At 69.0% G+C, this 16,586-nt stretch carries 16 protein-coding genes; 12 read left to right on the top strand and 4 right to left on the bottom strand.

Annotated elements, in window-relative coordinates:
- Window positions 1-34 precede the first annotated feature (34 nt).
- The 8 genes from AB0N66_RS30475 (at window position 35) to AB0N66_RS30440 (ending at window position 6,879) form a co-directional block, all read left to right on the top strand.
- Window positions 35-271, top strand: a complete 237-nt coding sequence (locus tag AB0N66_RS30475) for an ATP synthase subunit C (protein WP_033285402.1) — start codon at window positions 35-37, stop codon at window positions 269-271.
- Window positions 272-312: 41 nt separating this feature from the next.
- Complete coding sequence (locus AB0N66_RS30470) at window positions 313-858, top strand: F0F1 ATP synthase subunit B (RefSeq protein ID WP_365441007.1); 546 nt, start codon at window positions 313-315, stop codon at window positions 856-858.
- Window positions 855-1,676, top strand: coding sequence for a F0F1 ATP synthase subunit delta (locus tag AB0N66_RS30465; RefSeq protein WP_365441005.1), 822 nt, complete (start codon window positions 855-857; stop codon window positions 1,674-1,676). The genes AB0N66_RS30470 and AB0N66_RS30465 overlap by 4 nt, the downstream gene beginning before the upstream one ends.
- Before the next feature lie 130 nt (window positions 1,677-1,806).
- Complete coding sequence (gene atpA / locus AB0N66_RS30460; protein ID WP_365441003.1) at window positions 1,807-3,405, top strand: F0F1 ATP synthase subunit alpha; 1,599 nt, start codon at window positions 1,807-1,809, stop codon at window positions 3,403-3,405.
- Window positions 3,406-3,426: 21 nt separating this feature from the next.
- The gene (locus AB0N66_RS30455) at window positions 3,427-4,341 is read left to right on the top strand and encodes a F0F1 ATP synthase subunit gamma (protein WP_365441001.1); all 915 of its coding nucleotides are present in this window, start codon (window positions 3,427-3,429) and stop codon (window positions 4,339-4,341) included.
- Window positions 4,341-5,777, top strand: coding sequence for a F0F1 ATP synthase subunit beta (gene atpD / locus AB0N66_RS30450; protein ID WP_365440999.1), 1,437 nt, complete (start codon window positions 4,341-4,343; stop codon window positions 5,775-5,777). Before AB0N66_RS30455 ends, atpD begins: the two co-directional genes overlap by 1 nt.
- Before the next feature lie 142 nt (window positions 5,778-5,919).
- Window positions 5,920-6,294 carry a F0F1 ATP synthase subunit epsilon gene (locus tag AB0N66_RS30445; RefSeq protein ID WP_365440997.1) on the top strand — a complete coding sequence of 125 codons (375 nt, stop codon included), beginning with the start codon at window positions 5,920-5,922 and terminating at the stop codon, window positions 6,292-6,294.
- Between the two features lie 138 nt (window positions 6,295-6,432).
- A complete protein-coding gene (locus AB0N66_RS30440; RefSeq protein WP_365440995.1) occupies window positions 6,433-6,879 on the top strand; it encodes a DUF2550 domain-containing protein in 447 nt (148 codons plus the stop codon).
- A 17-nt stretch (window positions 6,880-6,896) separates the two neighbouring features.
- Here the strand turns inward: AB0N66_RS30440 and AB0N66_RS30435 are convergent, their stop codons facing one another.
- The 3 genes from AB0N66_RS30435 to AB0N66_RS30425 all read right to left on the bottom strand — a co-directional run bounded on the left by AB0N66_RS30435 (window position 6,897) and on the right by AB0N66_RS30425 (window position 10,731).
- Window positions 6,897-8,738: a glycoside hydrolase family 18 chitinase gene (locus AB0N66_RS30435; RefSeq protein ID WP_365440993.1), complete on the bottom strand. Its 1,842-nt coding sequence runs from the start codon at window positions 8,736-8,738 to the stop codon at window positions 6,897-6,899.
- A 104-nt stretch (window positions 8,739-8,842) separates the two neighbouring features.
- The gene (locus AB0N66_RS30430; protein ID WP_365440991.1) at window positions 8,843-9,484 is read right to left on the bottom strand and encodes a response regulator transcription factor; all 642 of its coding nucleotides are present in this window, start codon (window positions 9,482-9,484) and stop codon (window positions 8,843-8,845) included.
- Window positions 9,481-10,731, bottom strand: coding sequence for a histidine kinase (locus AB0N66_RS30425; RefSeq protein ID WP_365440989.1), 1,251 nt, complete (start codon window positions 10,729-10,731; stop codon window positions 9,481-9,483). Before AB0N66_RS30425 ends, AB0N66_RS30430 begins: the two co-directional genes overlap by 4 nt.
- Window positions 10,732-10,883: 152 nt before the next feature.
- Between AB0N66_RS30425 and AB0N66_RS30420 the strand changes: the two genes are divergently transcribed.
- A complete protein-coding gene (locus AB0N66_RS30420; protein WP_365440987.1) occupies window positions 10,884-11,522 on the top strand; it encodes a hypothetical protein in 639 nt (212 codons plus the stop codon).
- On the opposite strand, the gene AB0N66_RS30415 is transcribed toward AB0N66_RS30420, so the two are convergent.
- Window positions 11,439-12,011 carry a cob(I)yrinic acid a,c-diamide adenosyltransferase gene (locus tag AB0N66_RS30415; protein WP_365440985.1) on the bottom strand — a complete coding sequence of 191 codons (573 nt, stop codon included), beginning with the start codon at window positions 12,009-12,011 and terminating at the stop codon, window positions 11,439-11,441. The two genes, AB0N66_RS30420 and AB0N66_RS30415, sit on opposite strands and share 84 nt — an antisense overlap.
- Before the next feature lie 378 nt (window positions 12,012-12,389).
- Between AB0N66_RS30415 and AB0N66_RS30410 the strand changes: the two genes are divergently transcribed.
- The 3 genes from AB0N66_RS30410 to AB0N66_RS30400 all read left to right on the top strand — a co-directional run bounded on the left by AB0N66_RS30410 (window position 12,390) and on the right by AB0N66_RS30400 (window position 16,539).
- Window positions 12,390-13,238 carry a 3-hydroxyacyl-CoA dehydrogenase family protein gene (locus tag AB0N66_RS30410; protein WP_365440983.1) on the top strand — a complete coding sequence of 283 codons (849 nt, stop codon included), beginning with the start codon at window positions 12,390-12,392 and terminating at the stop codon, window positions 13,236-13,238.
- A 176-nt stretch (window positions 13,239-13,414) separates the two neighbouring features.
- Window positions 13,415-13,738, top strand: a complete 324-nt coding sequence (locus AB0N66_RS30405) for an STAS domain-containing protein (RefSeq protein ID WP_020136551.1) — start codon at window positions 13,415-13,417, stop codon at window positions 13,736-13,738.
- Window positions 13,739-14,019: 281 nt separating this feature from the next.
- On the top strand, window positions 14,020-16,539 hold the full coding sequence (locus AB0N66_RS30400; RefSeq protein ID WP_365440980.1) for an ATP-binding protein: 2,520 nt from the start codon (window positions 14,020-14,022) through the stop codon (window positions 16,537-16,539).
- Window positions 16,540-16,586 lie beyond the last annotated feature (47 nt).

Below are 16,586 nucleotides of genomic sequence, written 5' to 3'. Positions count from 1 at the left end.
CTCCGCCGGTCCGTACAGAGAAGGAAGAATCAGCATGGCTGCCACTGAGACCCTCGCCGCTGTCTCCGGCTCCCTCGGCTCCATCGGCTACGGCCTCGCCGCTATCGGTCCTGGCGTCGGCGTCGGCATCATCTTCGGTAACGGCACCCAGGCCCTTGCCCGTCAGCCCGAAGCTGCCGGCCTGATCCGCGCCAACCAGATCCTCGGCTTCGCCTTCTGTGAGGCGCTCGCCCTCATCGGTCTGGTCATGCCGTTCGTCTACGGCCAGTGATCTGCGGATCCACGACAGCCCACTAGACGAAAGGCACTGATATGAGCCAGCTGCTCATTGTCGCGGCTGAGGAGATGGAAAATCCCCTCGTTCCGCCGATCCCCGAGCTCGTCATCGGCCTGATCGCCTTCGTCATCGTCTTCGGCTTCCTCGCCAAGAAGCTTCTCCCGAACATCAACAAGGTTCTGGAGCAGCGTCGCGAGGCCATCGAGGGCGGTATCGAGAAGGCCGAGGCCGCTCAGACCGAGGCCCAGAGCGTGCTTGAGCAGTACAAGGCTCAGCTCGCCGAAGCCCGGCACGAGGCCGCGCGACTGCGCCAGGAGGCGCAGGAGCAGGGCGCCACGCTCATCGCCGAGATGCGCGCGGAAGGCCAGCGGCAGCGTGAGGAAATCATCGCCGCCGGTCACACGCAGATCGAGGCGGACCGCAAGGCCGCGGCTCAGGCGCTGCGTCAGGACGTCGGCCAGCTGGCCACCGACCTGGCCGGCAAGCTCGTCGGCGAGTCCCTCGAGGACCACGCCCGGCAGAGCCGCACCATCGACCGCTTCCTCGATGAGCTTGAGGAGAAGGCCGAGGCTGCTCGATGACAGCGCACGGAGCGAGCCGCGAGGCAACCGCTGCCGCACGTGAGCGTCTCGACGCGCTGACGGACAACACGTCCGTGGACGCGGCGCAGCTCGGCGACGAGCTGGCCGCGGTCACCGCGCTGCTGCACCGCGAGGTGTCGCTGCGCCGGGTTCTGACCGACCCGGCGCAGCCCGGAGAGGCGAAGGCCGAACTGGCCGGGCGCCTGTTCGGCAGCCAGGTCAGCGGGTCGACCGCCGATCTGGTGGCCGGTCTGGTGCGCTCGCGCTGGTCGCAGTCACGCGACCTCGTGGACGCCCTCGAAGAGCTGGCCGACCTCGCCGACCTCACGGCGGCGCAGCAGGCAGGCAAGCTCGACAACGTCGAGGACGAGCTGTTCCGGTTCGGCCGGATCGTCTCTTCGAACACCGAACTGCGCGCCGCGCTGACCGACCGCACCGCGACGACCGCGGCCAAGAGCGAGCTGCTGCACAGCCTGCTCGGCGGCCGGGCGGACGCGACCACCGAGCGTCTGGTGACGCGCCTTGTGACCGCACCTCGTGGACGTAGCCTGGAAGCGGGACTCGAGTCCCTCTCCAAGCTCGCCGCCGAGCGTCGTGACCGCTGGGTCGCCGTCGTCACCTCCGCGGTTCCGCTGAGCGACGGACAGAAGCAGCGCCTCGGCGCCGCTCTGGCCAAGCTCTACGGCCGTCAGATGCACCTCAACCTCGACGTGGACCCCGAGGTCCTCGGCGGGATCCAGGTGCAGGTCGGCGACGAGATCATCAACGGCTCCATCGCGGACCGTCTCGCGGACGCCAGCCGCCGCATGGCCGGCTAGCCCCAACTTCATACGCAGTACGTACCTACGGCCCTCGTTGGGCCGTGCAGAGGATTCACCTCTTTACAGGGGGGAGTCCCCATCCCCCCAAGTGAAACTTCGGGCCCAACAAGGAGAGCAGGGAACCCAGATGGCGGAGCTCACGATCCGGCCGGAGGAGATCCGGGACGCGCTGGAGAACTTCGTCCAGTCGTACAAGCCGGACGCGGCCTCGCGCGAGGAGGTCGGTACGGTCACCGTCGCCGGCGACGGTATTGCCAAGATCGAGGGCCTTCCCTCGGCGATGGCGAACGAACTGCTGAAGTTCGAGGACGGAACCCTCGGTCTCGCGCTGAACCTGGAAGAGCGCGAGATCGGTGCGGTCGTCCTCGGCGAGTTCAGCGGTATCGAGGAGGGCCAGCCGGTGCAGCGCACCGGTGAGGTGCTGTCCGTCGCCGTGGGCGAGGGCTACCTCGGCCGCGTCGTCGACCCGCTCGGCAACCCGATCGACGGCCTCGGCGAGATCGAGACCAGCGGACGCCGCGCCCTTGAGCTGCAGGCTCCGGGTGTCATGATCCGCAAGTCGGTGCACGAGCCGATGGAGACGGGCTACAAGGCCGTCGACGCGATGACCCCGATCGGCCGTGGCCAGCGTCAGCTGATCATCGGTGACCGCCAGACCGGCAAGACCGCGCTGGCCGTCGACACGATCATCAACCAGCGCGACAACTGGCGCTCGGGCGACACCAAGAAGCAGGTCCGCTGCATCTACGTCGCCATCGGTCAGAAGGGTTCGACCATCGCCTCCGTGCGTGGCGCCCTCGAAGAGGCCGGCGCGCTGGAGTACACGACCATCGTCGCCGCCCCGGCGTCCGACCCGGCCGGCTTCAAGTACCTTGCGCCGTACACCGGTTCGGCCATCGGCCAGCAGTGGATGTACGAGGGCAAGCACGTCCTCATCATCTTCGACGACCTCTCGAAGCAGGCCGACGCCTACCGCGCCGTGTCCCTGCTGCTCCGCCGTCCGCCGGGGCGCGAGGCCTACCCCGGTGACGTCTTCTACCTGCACTCCCGTCTGCTGGAGCGCTGCGCGAAGCTCTCCGACGAGCTGGGCGCCGGTTCGATGACGGGTCTGCCGATCGTCGAGACCAAGGCGAACGACGTGTCGGCGTTCATCCCGACCAACGTCATCTCCATCACCGACGGCCAGTGCTTCCTGGAGTCCGACCTGTTCAACGCCGGCCAGCGTCCGGCCCTGAACGTCGGTATCTCGGTCTCCCGCGTCGGTGGCTCCGCCCAGCACAAGGCGATGCGCCAGGTGTCCGGCCGACTGCGTCTCGACCTCGCCCAGTACCGTGAGCTCGAGGCGTTCGCCGCCTTCGGTTCCGACCTGGACGCCGCGTCGAAGTCGCAGCTGGAGCGCGGTCAGCGACTGGTCGAGCTGCTCAAGCAGCCGCAGTACCAGCCGATGCCGACCGAGGACCAGGTCGTCTCCGTGTGGGCCGGTACCACCGGCAAGATGGACGACGTACCGGTCTCCGACGTCCGCCGCTTCGAGACGGAGCTCCTGGAGCACCTGCACCGCAAGGAGCAGGGCCTCATGACCTCCATCAAGGAGGGCGCGAAGATGTCGGACGACACCATCAGCGCCATCGCGGACGCCATCGCGGACTTCAAGAAGCAGTTCGAGACCTCGGACGGCAAGCTTCTCGGCGACGACGCCCCGGCGGCCGTCAACGTGTCCAAGTGACGTAAGGAAGGGACCTGACTCATGGGAGCCCAGCTCCGGGTCTACAAGCGTCGCATCCGATCCGTCACCGCGACCAAGAAGATCACCAAGGCGATGGAGATGATCGCCGCCTCGCGCGTCGTCAAGGCGCAGCGCAAGGTGGCGGCCTCCGCGCCGTACGCGACCGAGCTCATCCGCGCGGTCACGGCGGTCGGCACCGGCTCGAACACCAAGCACCCGCTGACCACGGAGGCGGAGACGGCGACTCGTTCCGCGGTGCTGCTCCTCACGAGCGACCGCGGACTGGCCGGCGCCTTCAACTCCAACGCCATCAAGGCCGCCGAGAAGCTGACGGCGCGCCTCGAGGCGGAGGGCAAGGAGGTCGACACGTACATCGTCGGCCGCCGCGGTCTGGCCCACTACAACTTCCGCGAGCGCAAGGTCGCGGAGTCGTGGTCGGGCTTCACCGACGAGCCCACCTACGCGGACGCGAAGAAGGTCGCGGGTCCGTTGATCGAGGCCATCGAGAAGGAGACGGCTGAGGGCGGCGTGGACGAGATCCACATCGTCTACACCGAGTTCGTCTCGATGATGACGCAGAACGCGGTGGACGGCCGTCTGCTGCCGCTGCGCCTCGAAGAGGTCGCGGAGGAGGCGCCCAAGGGCGAGATCCTTCCGCTGTACGAGTTCGAGCCGTCGGCCGAGGACGTCCTTGACGCCCTGCTGCCGCGGTACGTCGAGAGCCGTATCTACAACGCGCTGCTCCAGTCGGCTGCCTCCAAGCACGCCGCCACGCGCCGCGCGATGAAGTCGGCGACCGACAACGCGGGAGACCTGATCACCATGCTCTCCCGTCTTGCCAACGCGGCCCGCCAGGCCGAAATCACCCAGGAAATCAGCGAGATCGTCGGTGGCTCCGCAGCCCTGGCCGACGCGACCGCGGGGAGTGACAAGTAATGACGACGACAGTTGAGACGGCCGTTGCCACGGGCCGCGTCGCCCGGGTAATCGGCCCGGTCGTCGACGTGGAATTCCCCGTCGACGCGATGCCGGAGATCTACAACGCCCTTCACGTCGAGGTGGCCGACCCGGCCAACGCCGGCGAGAAGAAGATCCTGACCCTGGAGGTCGCCCAGCACCTGGGTGACGGCCTGGTCCGCACCATCTCCATGCAGCCCACCGACGGTCTGGTCCGCCAGGCCGCGGTCACCGACACGGGCTCGGCGATCTCCGTCCCGGTCGGCGACTTCACCAAGGGCAAGGTGTTCAACACCCTCGGCGAGGTGCTGAACTCCGACGAGAAGTACACGGGCGAGCGCTGGACCATCCACCGCAAGGCCCCGCGCTTCGACGAGCTCGAGTCGAAGACCGAGATGTTCGAGACCGGCGTCAAGGTCATCGACCTTCTCACCCCGTACGTCAAGGGTGGAAAGATCGGTCTGTTCGGCGGTGCCGGTGTCGGCAAGACGGTGCTCATCCAGGAGATGATCTACCGCGTCGCCAACAACCACGACGGTGTCTCCGTGTTCGCCGGTGTCGGCGAGCGCACTCGTGAGGGCAACGACCTCATCGCGGAGATGTCGGAGTCGGGCGTCATCGACAAGACGGCGCTTGTCTTCGGTCAGATGGACGAGCCCCCGGGCACCCGTCTCCGGGTGGCCCTTGCCGGTCTGACCATGGCGGAGTACTTCCGCGATGTGCAGAAGCAGGACGTGCTGTTCTTCATCGACAACATCTTCCGCTTCACGCAGGCCGGTTCCGAGGTCTCGACCCTGCTCGGCCGGATGCCCTCCGCGGTGGGCTACCAGCCGAACCTGGCCGACGAGATGGGTCTCCTCCAGGAGCGCATCACCTCGACGCGTGGTCACTCGATCACCTCGATGCAGGCGATCTACGTCCCCGCGGACGACCTGACCGACCCGGCCCCGGCCACCACCTTCGCCCACCTCGACGCGACGACGGTTCTCTCCCGTCCGATCTCCGAGAAGGGCATCTACCCGGCCGTGGACCCGCTGGACTCCACGTCCCGCATCCTGGACCCCCGCTACATCGCGGCGGACCACTACGCGGCCGCGATGCGCGTCAAGTCGGTCCTGCAGAAGTACAAGGACCTTCAGGACATCATCGCGATCCTCGGTATCGACGAGCTGGGCGAGGAGGACAAGCTCACCGTCCACCGCGCCCGTCGCGTGGAGCGCTTCCTGTCCCAGAACACCCACGTCGCCAAGCAGTTCACCGGCGTCGACGGTTCGGACGTACCGCTGGAGGAGTCGATCACGGCCTTCAACGCGATCATCGACGGCGAGTACGACCACTTCCCGGAGCAGGCGTTCTTCCTCTGCGGTGGCATTGAGGACCTCAAGAAGAACGCCAAGGAGCTCGGCGTCTCCTGAACGGTCTCTTAACCGAGTACTGCTTCTTGGTGAGGGGGCGGGGTCGCACCTCGCGGGGTGCGTCCCGTCCCCTCACGTACGCCTACTAGACTTTGACCCAACACCCGGCGGCAAAGCCGGGTGGTGACCCGAGGAGCCCACCTTGGCTGCTGAGCTGCATGTCGAGCTCGTCGCCGCGGACCGCAGTGTCTGGTCCGGCGAGGCCACCCTGGTCGTCGCGCGTACCACGTCCGGCGACATCGGCGTCATGCCCGGTCACCAGCCGCTGCTCGGTGTGCTGGAGTCGGGCCCGGTGACCATCCGTACGAGTGATGGTGGAACGGTCGTCGCCGCGGTGCACGGCGGTTTCATCTCGTTCGCGGACAACAAGCTGTCGCTGCTGGCCGAGATCGCCGAGCTGTCGGACGAGATCGACGTCCAGCGCGCGGAGCGGGAGCTGGAGCGTGCGAAGGCGGACGGCGATGCCTCTGCCGAGCGCCGCGCGGACGTCCGTCTGCGAGCGGTGTCGACGAGCTGAAACCAGCGCGCGACAAGAAGTGACTCAGCCGCGGCCAGGACCGGAGCTTGCTCCGGACCGGGTCGCGGCTGAGGCGATGCGGGTGCTTTTTTCCGTTTCATTACCTGCTTTACCTAGGAGACGAGGAGGTCGGTGTCGATGGTCCTCGCTCTGACTGTGTGCGGGTTGGTAGTGGCGTTCGTAGTGATCGGCCTGTTCGTCTTCGGCCTGCGCCGCCGGCTGATCCAGCGCTCCGGCGGAACCTTCGACTGCAGCCTGCGCTGGGACGTACACGAGAAACCCGACACCAACGGCAAGGGCTGGGGCTACGGAGTCGCCCGCTACAACAGCGACCGCATCGAGTGGTACCGCGTCTTCTCCTACGCCCCCCGGCCGCGCCGCGTCCTGGAACGCTCGGCGATCGAGGTGGCCGGACGGCGCGCCCCGGAGGGCGAGGAGGAGATGGCGTTGCTCTCCGACGCGTTCATCCTCACCTGTCTGCACAGGGGTACGCGTCTCGAACTGGCGATGAGCGAAGACGCGCTGACCGGGTTTCTCGCGTGGCTGGAAGCAGCCCCGCCCGGTCAGCGCGTCAATGTTGCTTAACTATCTGGCTGACTTGCTCAGCCGAGGCCGTTCTTGATGGCGGTCACGAGTTCACCGTTCGAGGTGTCCCCGCTGAACTCCCAGAAGAACGCGCCGCCCAGGCCCTGGGCGTTGGCCCAGGCCATCTTCGTGCCGATGGTCGCCGGGGTGTCGTAGCTCCACCAGTTGTTGCCGCAGAACGCGTACGCCGTGCCGGCGATCGTGCCGGTGGACGGGCAGGACGTCTTGAGGACCTTGTAGTCCTCGATGCCTGCCTCATACGTGCCGGGTGCCGCGCCGGTCGCCGTGCCGCCTGGGGCGGCTTGAGTGACGCCGGTCCAGCCGCGGCCGTAGAAACCGATGCCGAGCAACAGCTTGTTGGACGGCACGCCCTTCGACTTGAGCTTGGCTATCGCGTCGGCCGAGTTGAAGCCGGCCGTCGGGATGCCGGTGTACGAGGTCAGCGGGGAGTGCGGGGCGGTCGGGCCGGTCGGGTTGAAGGCGCCGAAGTAGTCGTACGTCATCACGTTGTACCAGTTGAGGTACTGGGCGGCGCCGCCGTAGTCGGCCGCGTCGATCTTGCCGCCGGAGGAGCCGTCGGCGGTGATGGCCGCGGTCACCAGGTAGTTGCTGCCGAACTCCGTGCGCAGCGCCGAGGTCAGCGTCTTGAAGGAGCTGAAGCCGGAGGTGTCACAGGTCAGGCCGCAGGCGTTGGGGTACTCCCAGTCGATGTCGATGCCGTCGAAGACATCGGCCCAACGCGGGTCCTCGACCAGGGCCTTGCAGGACTGGGCGAAGGCGGTGGGGTTGGCAGCGGCCTGGGCGAAGCCGCCCGAGTAGGTCCAGCCGCCGAACGACCAGAGTACCTTGATGTTCGGGTACTTGGCCTTCAGCTGGCGCAGCTGGTTGAAGTTGCCGCGCAGCGCCTGGTCCCAGGTGTCGGCCACACCGCTGACGGAGTCGGCGGCGGTGAACGCCTTGTCGGTGGCGGCGTAGGAGTCGCTCATCACGCACTGCCCGTTCGTGACGTTCCCGAACGAGTAGTTGATGTGCGTGATCTTCGACGCGGAGCCGGACGTGTCCAGGTTCTTGACCTGGTAGTTGCGACCGTAGATGCCCCACTCGGTGAAGTAGCCGAGGTTGACCTTGCCGCCGGCCGGCGGGGTCGTGGTGCCGCCGGTGGTGGTCACGGAGACCGCGCCGCTCGCCGGACCGGTCTGGTCGGCGGTGTCACGGGCCTTGACCGTGTACGAGTAGCTGGTGCCGGCGGTCAGGCCGGTGTTCGAGTACGAGGTGCCCGTCACCGTCGCGACTGTGGCGCCGTCACGCAGGACGTCGTAGTTCTTGATGCCCTTGTCGTCGGTGGCCGCGGACCAGGACAGGTTCACCGAGGTGTTGGTGATGGCGGACGCGGTCGGGGTGCCGGGCGCGGAAGGCAGCGCGTCGCCCGGGACCGGCGGCGTGGTGCCGCCGTCACAGGTGCCGCCGTTGACGAGGCAGTTGGAGGGGGCGCCGGTGCCGGCTCCGTTGAAGCCGAAGGAGACGGAGGCGCCGGCCGCGAGGGTGCCGTTGTAGGACTTGTTCTTCGCGGTCCAGTGGGTGCCGGAGGACGTGACGTCCGCTTCCCAGGCCGAGGTCACGGACGTACCGGAGGGGAAGTCCCACGCGACCGTCCACGAACTGATGCTCGTGGTCCCGGTGTTCTTGACGGTCCACTTGCCTTCGAAGCCGGTGCCCCAGTCCTGGGTCTTGGCGTACGTGGCGGTGGCGCTGGTGGCTGCCTGGGCGGGGCTCGCGAGGCCGACCATGGCGGCGAACGGCAGCAACAGGGTGGTGAGTCCTGCCACGGCTCTCTGTCTGGCTCGGTGTCTGAAGCGCATCCGCGGTCCTCCGGGGGATTTGATGAGGTGCGCAGGACAATAGAAAGGTCTGGACCATAGGTCAATAGGTCCAGACCACTGGAGCGGCTGCTCGTCGTTACTTGTTACACACCCAACTCCTGAGCCAGCACCGCGGCTTGGACCCTGCTGCGTAGCTCCAGCTTCGCCAGGAGGCGGCTGACGTGCGTCTTCACGGTGGCTTCCGCCATGTCGAGACGGGTCGCGATCTCCGCGTTGGACAGCCCCTCGCCGAGGCAGGAGAGCACCTCACGTTCCCGCCGGGTGAGAGCGTCGAGGATCACCGGGTCGGTCCCCGGACCCCGAACGGGCTTCGCGGCGAACTCGGCGATCAGCCGGCGGGTGACCGTGGGTGAGATGAGTCCCTCGCCTCGCGCGACCGTGCGGACCGCTTCAAGGAGGGCGCGCGCCTCGGTGTTCTTCAGCAGGAACCCGGAGGCGCCCGCGCGCAGCGCCCCGAAGACGTACTCGTCGAGGTCGAAGGTGGTGAGGACGAGTACGTCGGCCAGCTGCTCGTCGACGACCCGGCGGGTGGCCGAGACGCCGTCGAGCCGGGGCATCTGGACGTCCATCAGGACGAGATCCGGCCGGAGTCGACGCGCGAGCGCCACCGCCTGCTCGCCGTCCGCGGCCTCGCCGACCACCTCGATGTCGGGCGCGCTGCGCAGGATGAGGACGAGTCCGGCCCGTACGGCGGACTGGTCCTCGGCGACGAGCACGCGGATCATTCGCTTCCTCCGTGGCTGCTCTGGGTGCTCTGGCCTGGCTGGTCTCTCAGGTCTCTATGGTCTCTCTGAGTTCTTTGGTTGATCGGCAGGGTGGCCCGTACCGTCCAGGCCTTGGTCCGGCCCGAGTTCTCGGGGCCCGCCTCGAACGTGCCGTCAAGGAGGGCGACCCGCTCTTCCATCCCGACAAGACCGGCCCCCGAGCCGGGAGCGCGCGGCCCGTCCCGGTCACCGTACGGGCTGGTCACCCGGACGGTGAGGGAGCCGTCGAGCTGGGCCACGGTGACGGTGACGCGGCCGGGGGAGGCGTGCTTGAGAGCGTTGGTCAGGGACTCCTGGACGATGCGGTAGGCGGCGAGTTCGACCGGGGCCGGGAGCCGGGCCTCGTGGGTGGCGTCGAGAGTGACGTCGAGCCCGTTGGTGCGGGCGCCCTCCGTCAGCGCTTCGAGACCGTCGAGGGTGGGAGCGGCGGCGGGCTCCTTGTCGCCGCTGTCGTCACGCAGGATGCCGATGAGGCGCCGCATCTCGGCGAGGCCCTCGACGCTGTTCTCGCGGATCACGGCGAGGGCGTCCTTCGAGGTCCTGGGGTCGTCCAGGGAGAGCGCGGCCGTGGAGTGGATGGCGATCGCGGAGAGGTGATTGGCGACCATGTCGTGCAACTCCCGTGCCATCCGGGCGCGTTCGGCCGTGACCGCTTGGGCGCGGTCGATCTCGGCGAGCAGGGCGGTCTGTTCGGCGCGCAGGCGCTCGGCGGCGGCCGTGTCGCGGTGGTTGCGGACGATCCAGCCGGTGGCCGCGGGCGTCAGCGCCACCAGGCCCACGCCCACCCCGATCAGCAGCGCCTCCGGCACGCGCCAGACCGCGACGGGTACGACCGTGCCGGCCACCGTGATCAGCCCGGTGAGCCAGAGGATGCGTCGGGCGCCGACCGCCCGACCGTAGAGCACCGCCGCGTATATGAGGTCCGTGAACATCAGGACGGTGGCCAGGCTGCCGCGCGTGAAGAGGTCGGCGGCCACCGCGACCGTGCCGATCAGCAGGGCCGTACGCGGCATGGTCCGGCGCAGCAGCTCGCAGCCTGCCATCACGACGAGTGGCAGGAGCAGCACGCGGCTGTCGGGCCACAGGACGATCGGCTCGTCCGCCGGCCGCACGCCGAGGCCGACGGCGTACAGGAGAAGCCCGCCGAGCAGGCCGCCGAGCGCGATCCGCACGTCGTCTCGATGGGGGCGGGGGAGTCGTACGGCCATGACTCCATCCAACACGGCGTACGTGCTCGGCGCCTGATCCCGGGGGACGGTCCGCCGCTACATCGAAAGATGCAGTGCGACTTCGTCACTGGCGACGACGATCCGGGCCGGCGCCGCCGGGAGCCTGGAAAGGTGACCGAGAGGAGCGAACCGTGATCGTCGCACTGATCATCGCCTGTGAAGTCGGCTTCTGGGTGCTGCTGGCCGCGGGCCTGGCCGTCCGGTATCTGCTGAAGATGCGCCGCACCAGCGTGGCCCTGCTGCTGTGCGAGCCGATTCTGGAGGTCGTGCTGTTCGTCGTGACGGCGATCGATCTGAAAGGGGGCGCGGAACCGAGCTGGGAGCACGGGCTCGCCGCGCTGTACATCGGCTTCACCGTGGCGTACGGCCACTACACGATCCGCCGGCTCGACGGCCACGCCGCCCACCGCCTCGGTGGCGCCCCGCGTCCGCCGAAGCCGCCCCGCTACGGCGTGGCCCGCGCCCGGCACGAGGGCGGCCTCTGGCTCCGTACGGTACTGATGGCCGCCGTGGCCTGCGCCCTTCTCCAGGCCGCGATCTGGTACGTCGGCGACGGCAACACCGAGTCCCTGCGGTCCTTCCAGTGGGTGGCCCTGCGGGCGGCGGGTATCCATGGCCTGGTGGCCCTGACGTACACGATCTGGCCGAAGAAGGGACCCGGTGCCGATGCGGCCGGCGACCCCGTGTCAGCGCTCCCCGCCCGGGACCCAGAGCACGTCCCCGACCTCCTTGTTCGCCGTCCTGGCAAGGATGAAGAGCAGGTCCGATAGCCGGTTGAGGTAGGTCGCGGTGAGCGGGTTCATGACCTCTGCGTGGACCTCAAGGGCCGCCCACGTCGACCGCTCGGCCCGGCGCACGACCGTGCACGCCTGGTGCAGCAGAGCAGCGCCGGGTGTGCCGCCGGGCAGGATGAAGGAGCGGAGCTTCTCCAACTGCTCGTTGAAGCGGTCGCAGTCCGCCTCCAGCTTGTCGACGTAGAACTGCTCGACCCGCAACGGCGGGAACTCGGGCTCTTCGACCACGGGCGTGGCCAGGTCCGCGCCCACGTCGAACAGGTCGTTCTGTACGCGGGTGAGGACCGTGACGACCTCCGCGTCGAGCCCGCCGAGCGCGATCGCCGTCCCCACCACCGCGTTCGCCTCGTTGGTGTCCGCGTACGCGGAGATCCGCAGGTCGGTCTTGGCGACCCGGCTCATGTCGCCGAGGGCGGTGGTGCCTTGGTCGCCGGTCCTGGTGTAGATGCGCGTCAGATTGACCATGGGGCAAATTTACCTGCGCACGCTCCGCGTTCGATCCCGCGCATTTGTTCCAGCCTCGTTCCCGTGTTCTGACGGTATGGAACACCGGGCTCGAACTGGTCCGCGGGCATGCGGGTCACTGGGCGTGGAGACCTCGGCGTCAGCCGGTCCGCGAAGCGCCAACCAGCGTGAATCCGTGAGGAATTGACGCTCCGACCACGGAGGCCGGAATTCCCTCGGTTGCGGCCGCGGGGAGGATCGCCAAGGCCGTCTGCCGGGACGTGACCACCGTCTCACGCCGTGAGACGTGACACGCATTACTAAGCCGTCACGCGGACCCTCACGAGCGCTAAGGTCCGCCGGAGAGGCAACTTGAACAGCGTGTTAAGGGGAGTCGGAGTGGCACGGAAGCTCGCCGTCATCGGAGCCGGACTCATGGGGTCCGGTATCGCCCAGGTCTCCGCGCAGGCGGGCTGGGACGTCGTCCTGCGCGATGTCACCGATGAGGCGCTGAAGCGTGGCATCGACGGCATCAGGACCTCGTACGACAAGTTCGTGAGCAAGGGCAAGCTGGAAAGCGCGGACGCGGACGCGGCGTTGGCACGCATCACGGCCACCACCGATCTGGACGCCGCGGCCGACGCCGACATCGTCATCGAGGCCGTCTTCGAGAAGCTGGAGGTCAAGCACGAGATCTTCCGGACGCTCGACAGGATCGTCCGCGACGACGCAGTGCTCGCCTCCAACACCTCCGCGATCCCGATCACGAAGATCGCGGCGGCGACCGAACACCCGGAGCGGGTCGTCGGCGTGCATTTCTTCTCGCCGGTGCCGATGATGCAGCTCGTCGAGCTGGTCCGCGGCTACAAGACGAGCGACGAAACCCTCGCCACCGCGAGGGAGTTCGCCGAGTCCGTCGGCAAGACCTGCATCGTCGTCAACCGTGACGTGGCCGGCTTCGTGACGACCCGTCTCATCTCGGCACTCGTCGTCGAGGCGACGAAGCTGTACGAGTCGGGCGTGGCCAGCGCCGAGGACATCGACCTCGCCTGCAGGCTGGGCTTCGGCCACGCCATGGGACCGCTGGCCACCGCCGACCTCACGGGCGTCGACATCCTGCTGCACGCCACCGGCAACATCTACACCGAGACCCAGGACGAGAAGTTCGCGCCGCCCGAGCTGATGCGCCGGATGGTTGACGCCGGTGACATCGGGCGCAAGAGCGGGCAGGGCTTCTACAAGCACTGAAGATCAAGTACCACCCGTCTGCAACCAGCACGGAAACCGCACGCGCCTCTGGGGCATCACCCCTTGAGGTGAATTCGGTATCGGTTCGCTTACAAGCAGCAACCACACTGCCCTTCGGGCAGTCAGACGGGGCAAAGACAGACGCGGAGTACGAGACGCACTCTCGGGGAGCGCATATGTACATCAGGGGCGACCACGCCGAGCTGGTCGTCGGGGGCCGCCTCGACGTACGCAGCGCGGCGGACGCCCGCACGGTCCTGCACTCGGCCGTCGACGACGGAGCCGGCGACCTGGTGCTCGACCTGTCCGAGCTGGACTCCTGGGACGCCACCGGACTCGGTGTCATCATGGGAGCCCACCGACGCGCCGGGCGGTGCGGCCGACGGCTCGTGCTGCGCGACGTACCACCGCAGATGCAGCGTCTGCTGGTGGCCACCCGGCTGCACCGGATCCTGGCGATCGAGGGCGGAATCGGCGTGGAGTCGCTGCCCCGGGTGTGATGTGCGGGTCGGTGTGTGAACCGTGTGCTGCCCGGGTCGGTGTACGAACCGGGTCACGCGCACAATCCTCACGAAGCTGTGACGTCTCGGACCGCGCGGTACCCCGGCTGTTCGTAGATACTGTGCGAAGGTTTAGGGTTCGCCTGCCTGCTGACTGAAACCCTGGAGCGGGCACCGGACCAGAAGCGACAGCGCAGTGTGCAGCAAGGCCGGGAGGGGCCTGAGTGCGCCGGAAATCCGGCGACACCACCCGCACACGACGCTTTTGGGGGGCTTGGAACATGGACCCGAACAACCGCGGACCCGAAGAGTACGGCCATGACGACGACGGCCAGGCGCCTCGTTCGCGTCCGCCGCGCGAACCGCTCACGACCGACTTCGGACAGCACACACCGGCGCTCGCCCGCACGGTTCAGCTCGTCTCGGGCGACTTCCTGCTCACGGTCAACCCCGTCGACGGCAGCGAGATAGAAGCCTGCCCGCCGGGGGAGCGGCCACAGCGGCCGGTGAAGTACGCCGCTGCGGACCGCGCCGAACTGAGCCGCGCGACCCAGCCGCCCGTCCCGCCGGGCCCGGCCCAGCCACGGCTGCCGCTCCTGGAGCGCCAGGAGGAGCGCGAGCGGCTCGTACGCCTCCTCGCGCGCGGGCGCTCGGTACGGCTCACCGGAGCTGCGGGCTCGGGCCGCAGCAGCCTGCTCGACGCCGTCGCCGACGACTGCACGGACCTCGCACCGGACGGTGTCGTACGCCTCTCCGGGTACCGGCGCACGGCGAGTGATCTGCTCCACGACCTCTTCGCCGCCGTCTACGAAGCGCCCCTGTACCGGCCGGATCGGGACGAACTGCTCCGGCTCGTCAACGAGATCGGCGCGGTCGTCGTCCTCGACGACGTGGAGTTCGGCGGCGCGGCGCTCGACGAGCTGCTCGACGCCACCCCCGAGTGCGCCTTCGTGATCGCCGCGACGCCCGACGTGCCCGCGCCGACCGCCGACTCCCTCCTGGAAGAGGTGTTCCTCGGCGGATTCGACCGCAGTGGCAGCCTCGAACTCCTGGAGCGGGCCGTCGGACGCGTCCTGACGGAGGAGGAGTCGAACTGGGCGGGCGACCTCTGGTTCGAGTCCGAAGGACTGCCGCTGCGTTTCATGCAGGCCGGGGCGCTGCTGCGGCAGCGTGACCAGCTCAGCGCCAGTGCGGGCGCCGTCGACGAGTTCGGCGTCTTCCAGGACGTGCCGGTCGACGCCCCCTTCGACGTGCCTCTCGAAGCCGCCGACCACCACCAGATACCGCTGCCCTCGCTCGCCGAGGGTGCCGCGCCCGCCTCGCTGCTCGCGTCCCGGCTCAGCGAGTCGGCGCGCGCCACCCTGCGGTTCGCGATCGCGCTGGGCGGCGAGGTGCCGCACCAGGCGCATCTGCCCGCGCTCGTGGGCGACACCCACGCGGATGCCGCGCTCGCCGAACTGGCGGGCTGCGTGCTGGTCTCCCCGGTCGGCACCCGCTACCGGCTCGCGGCCGGTGTGCAGGCCCAGCTGGAGGCCGCCGGATACGCGGACGGCGCCGAGGAGAGCGCGCTCGCGGCGGCCCGGCACTACACCTGGTGGGCCGGGCACCCCTCGGTGACCCCGGAGCGGGTCTGCGCCGAGGCCGACGCCCTGCTCGCCGCGCTCGCCGTCCTGGTCCCGCTCACCACCGCCCCGCTCGACGAGCAGGACGAGAGCGCCGCAGTACAGCTGGCCCGTACGGCCGCGCCCGCGTTCGCCGGGGGCCTGCACTGGAGCGCCTGGGAGCGCGCGCTGCGCTCCGGCGCCGAGGCCTCCCGGCTCTCCGGCGAGGTGTCCGAACAGGCCTACTTCCACCATGAGTTGGGCGTCCTCGCGCTCTGCGGCGGGCAGCTGGACCGGGCCCGCGCCGAGCTGGAGGCCTCCATCGGGCTGCGCGGCGCCCTGGCCGACAAGCGCGGCACGGTCGCGGGCCGTCGCGCCCTCGCCCTGGTCACCGACCGCTCCGGACCCGTCCTGTTGTCCGGCGCCGGCACGGCGGCCGGTGAAGAGGTGTCCGAATCGCGGTACGAGGAGTCGGCGTCGCCTCCGGGGGGCGTACCGGCCGCTTTCCTCGCCGAACAGTCCGGCGAACCCTCTACGTTGGTCACCCACCGCCCCGGGTCGCGCCCCGGCGCGCATCGCGCCGGCATCGCGAGCCGGCTGGTGAGCGGCACCCGGCGCAACCTGGTGGCCGCGGGTGCGGGCGCCCTGCTCGTCGCCGTACTCGGCACCGTGGTGACGCTGGGCGCGACCTCGGACGGCAACACCGGAGCCCCGGCCGAGGAGGTCGGCGTCAACCCGTCGGCCAGTCAGGGCGCCGATGACGACAGCCTGGGCGCGGACAAGGCGAAGAAGGACGACGGTGACTCCGGTACGGGAGCCGTGAGTACGCCGACGGATCCGGGTCCGGACGGAACGTACGGGACTTCGGACGATCCGACGCCGCCGGACACGGGGCGGCCGTCGGACGGCCCGAGCGGGACGCAGGGGACCAGTAGTCCGTCTGCGTCGCCGTCCAAGTCGCCCACGAAGTCGCCGACGGGCAAGCCGCCGACGAGTGAGCCCCCGACGAGCGAGCCGCCGACCAGTGAGCCGCCGACGAGCGAGCCGCCGGTCTCGGTCACCCCGTCGCCAACCCCGTCGACGGAGCCCCCCACTTCGAGCTCCGCCAGCGGCCCCACCTCCAGCGCCCCGGAGACCGTCATCAGCAGCGCTCCCGCGAGCAGCAGTGAGGCCGGATCGCCCAGTGCCCCGGTGATCTGAGGCAGGGAGCAAGCAGGGAGGGCCGGGTCCGAAGACGGACCCGGCCC

This window comes from Streptomyces sp. NPDC093544, from assembly GCF_040683495.1.
In the GTDB taxonomy this organism is placed as follows: Bacteria; Actinomycetota; Actinomycetes; order Streptomycetales; family Streptomycetaceae; genus Streptomyces.
The sequence above is the reverse complement of the archived record's forward strand: the minus strand, read 5'-3'. Positions and strand labels throughout refer to the sequence as shown.

Bases quoted from the DNA above. Each gene is read 5' to 3' on its own strand.
- AB0N66_RS30430 (WP_365440991.1), bottom strand. From the start codon at position 9,484: ATGATCCGCGTGCTCGTCGCCGAGGACCAGTCCGCCGTACGGGCCGGA.
- AB0N66_RS30475 (WP_033285402.1), top strand. From the start codon at position 35: ATGGCTGCCACTGAGACCCTCGCCGCTGTCTCCGGCTCCCTCGGCTCC.
- AB0N66_RS30440 (WP_365440995.1), top strand. From the start codon at position 6,433: ATGGTCCTCGCTCTGACTGTGTGCGGGTTGGTAGTGGCGTTCGTAGTG.
- atpA (WP_365441003.1), top strand. From the start codon at position 1,807: ATGGCGGAGCTCACGATCCGGCCGGAGGAGATCCGGGACGCGCTGGAG.
- AB0N66_RS30465 (WP_365441005.1), top strand. From the start codon at position 855: ATGACAGCGCACGGAGCGAGCCGCGAGGCAACCGCTGCCGCACGTGAG.
- atpD (WP_365440999.1), top strand. From the start codon at position 4,341: ATGACGACGACAGTTGAGACGGCCGTTGCCACGGGCCGCGTCGCCCGG.
- AB0N66_RS30405 (WP_020136551.1), top strand. From the start codon at position 13,415: ATGTACATCAGGGGCGACCACGCCGAGCTGGTCGTCGGGGGCCGCCTC.
- AB0N66_RS30400 (WP_365440980.1), top strand. From the start codon at position 14,020: ATGGACCCGAACAACCGCGGACCCGAAGAGTACGGCCATGACGACGAC.
- AB0N66_RS30455 (WP_365441001.1), top strand. From the start codon at position 3,427: ATGGGAGCCCAGCTCCGGGTCTACAAGCGTCGCATCCGATCCGTCACC.
- AB0N66_RS30425 (WP_365440989.1), bottom strand. From the start codon at position 10,731: ATGGCCGTACGACTCCCCCGCCCCCATCGAGACGACGTGCGGATCGCG.
- AB0N66_RS30415 (WP_365440985.1), bottom strand. From the start codon at position 12,011: ATGGTCAATCTGACGCGCATCTACACCAGGACCGGCGACCAAGGCACC.
- AB0N66_RS30470 (WP_365441007.1), top strand. From the start codon at position 313: ATGAGCCAGCTGCTCATTGTCGCGGCTGAGGAGATGGAAAATCCCCTC.
- AB0N66_RS30435 (WP_365440993.1), bottom strand. From the start codon at position 8,738: ATGCGCTTCAGACACCGAGCCAGACAGAGAGCCGTGGCAGGACTCACC.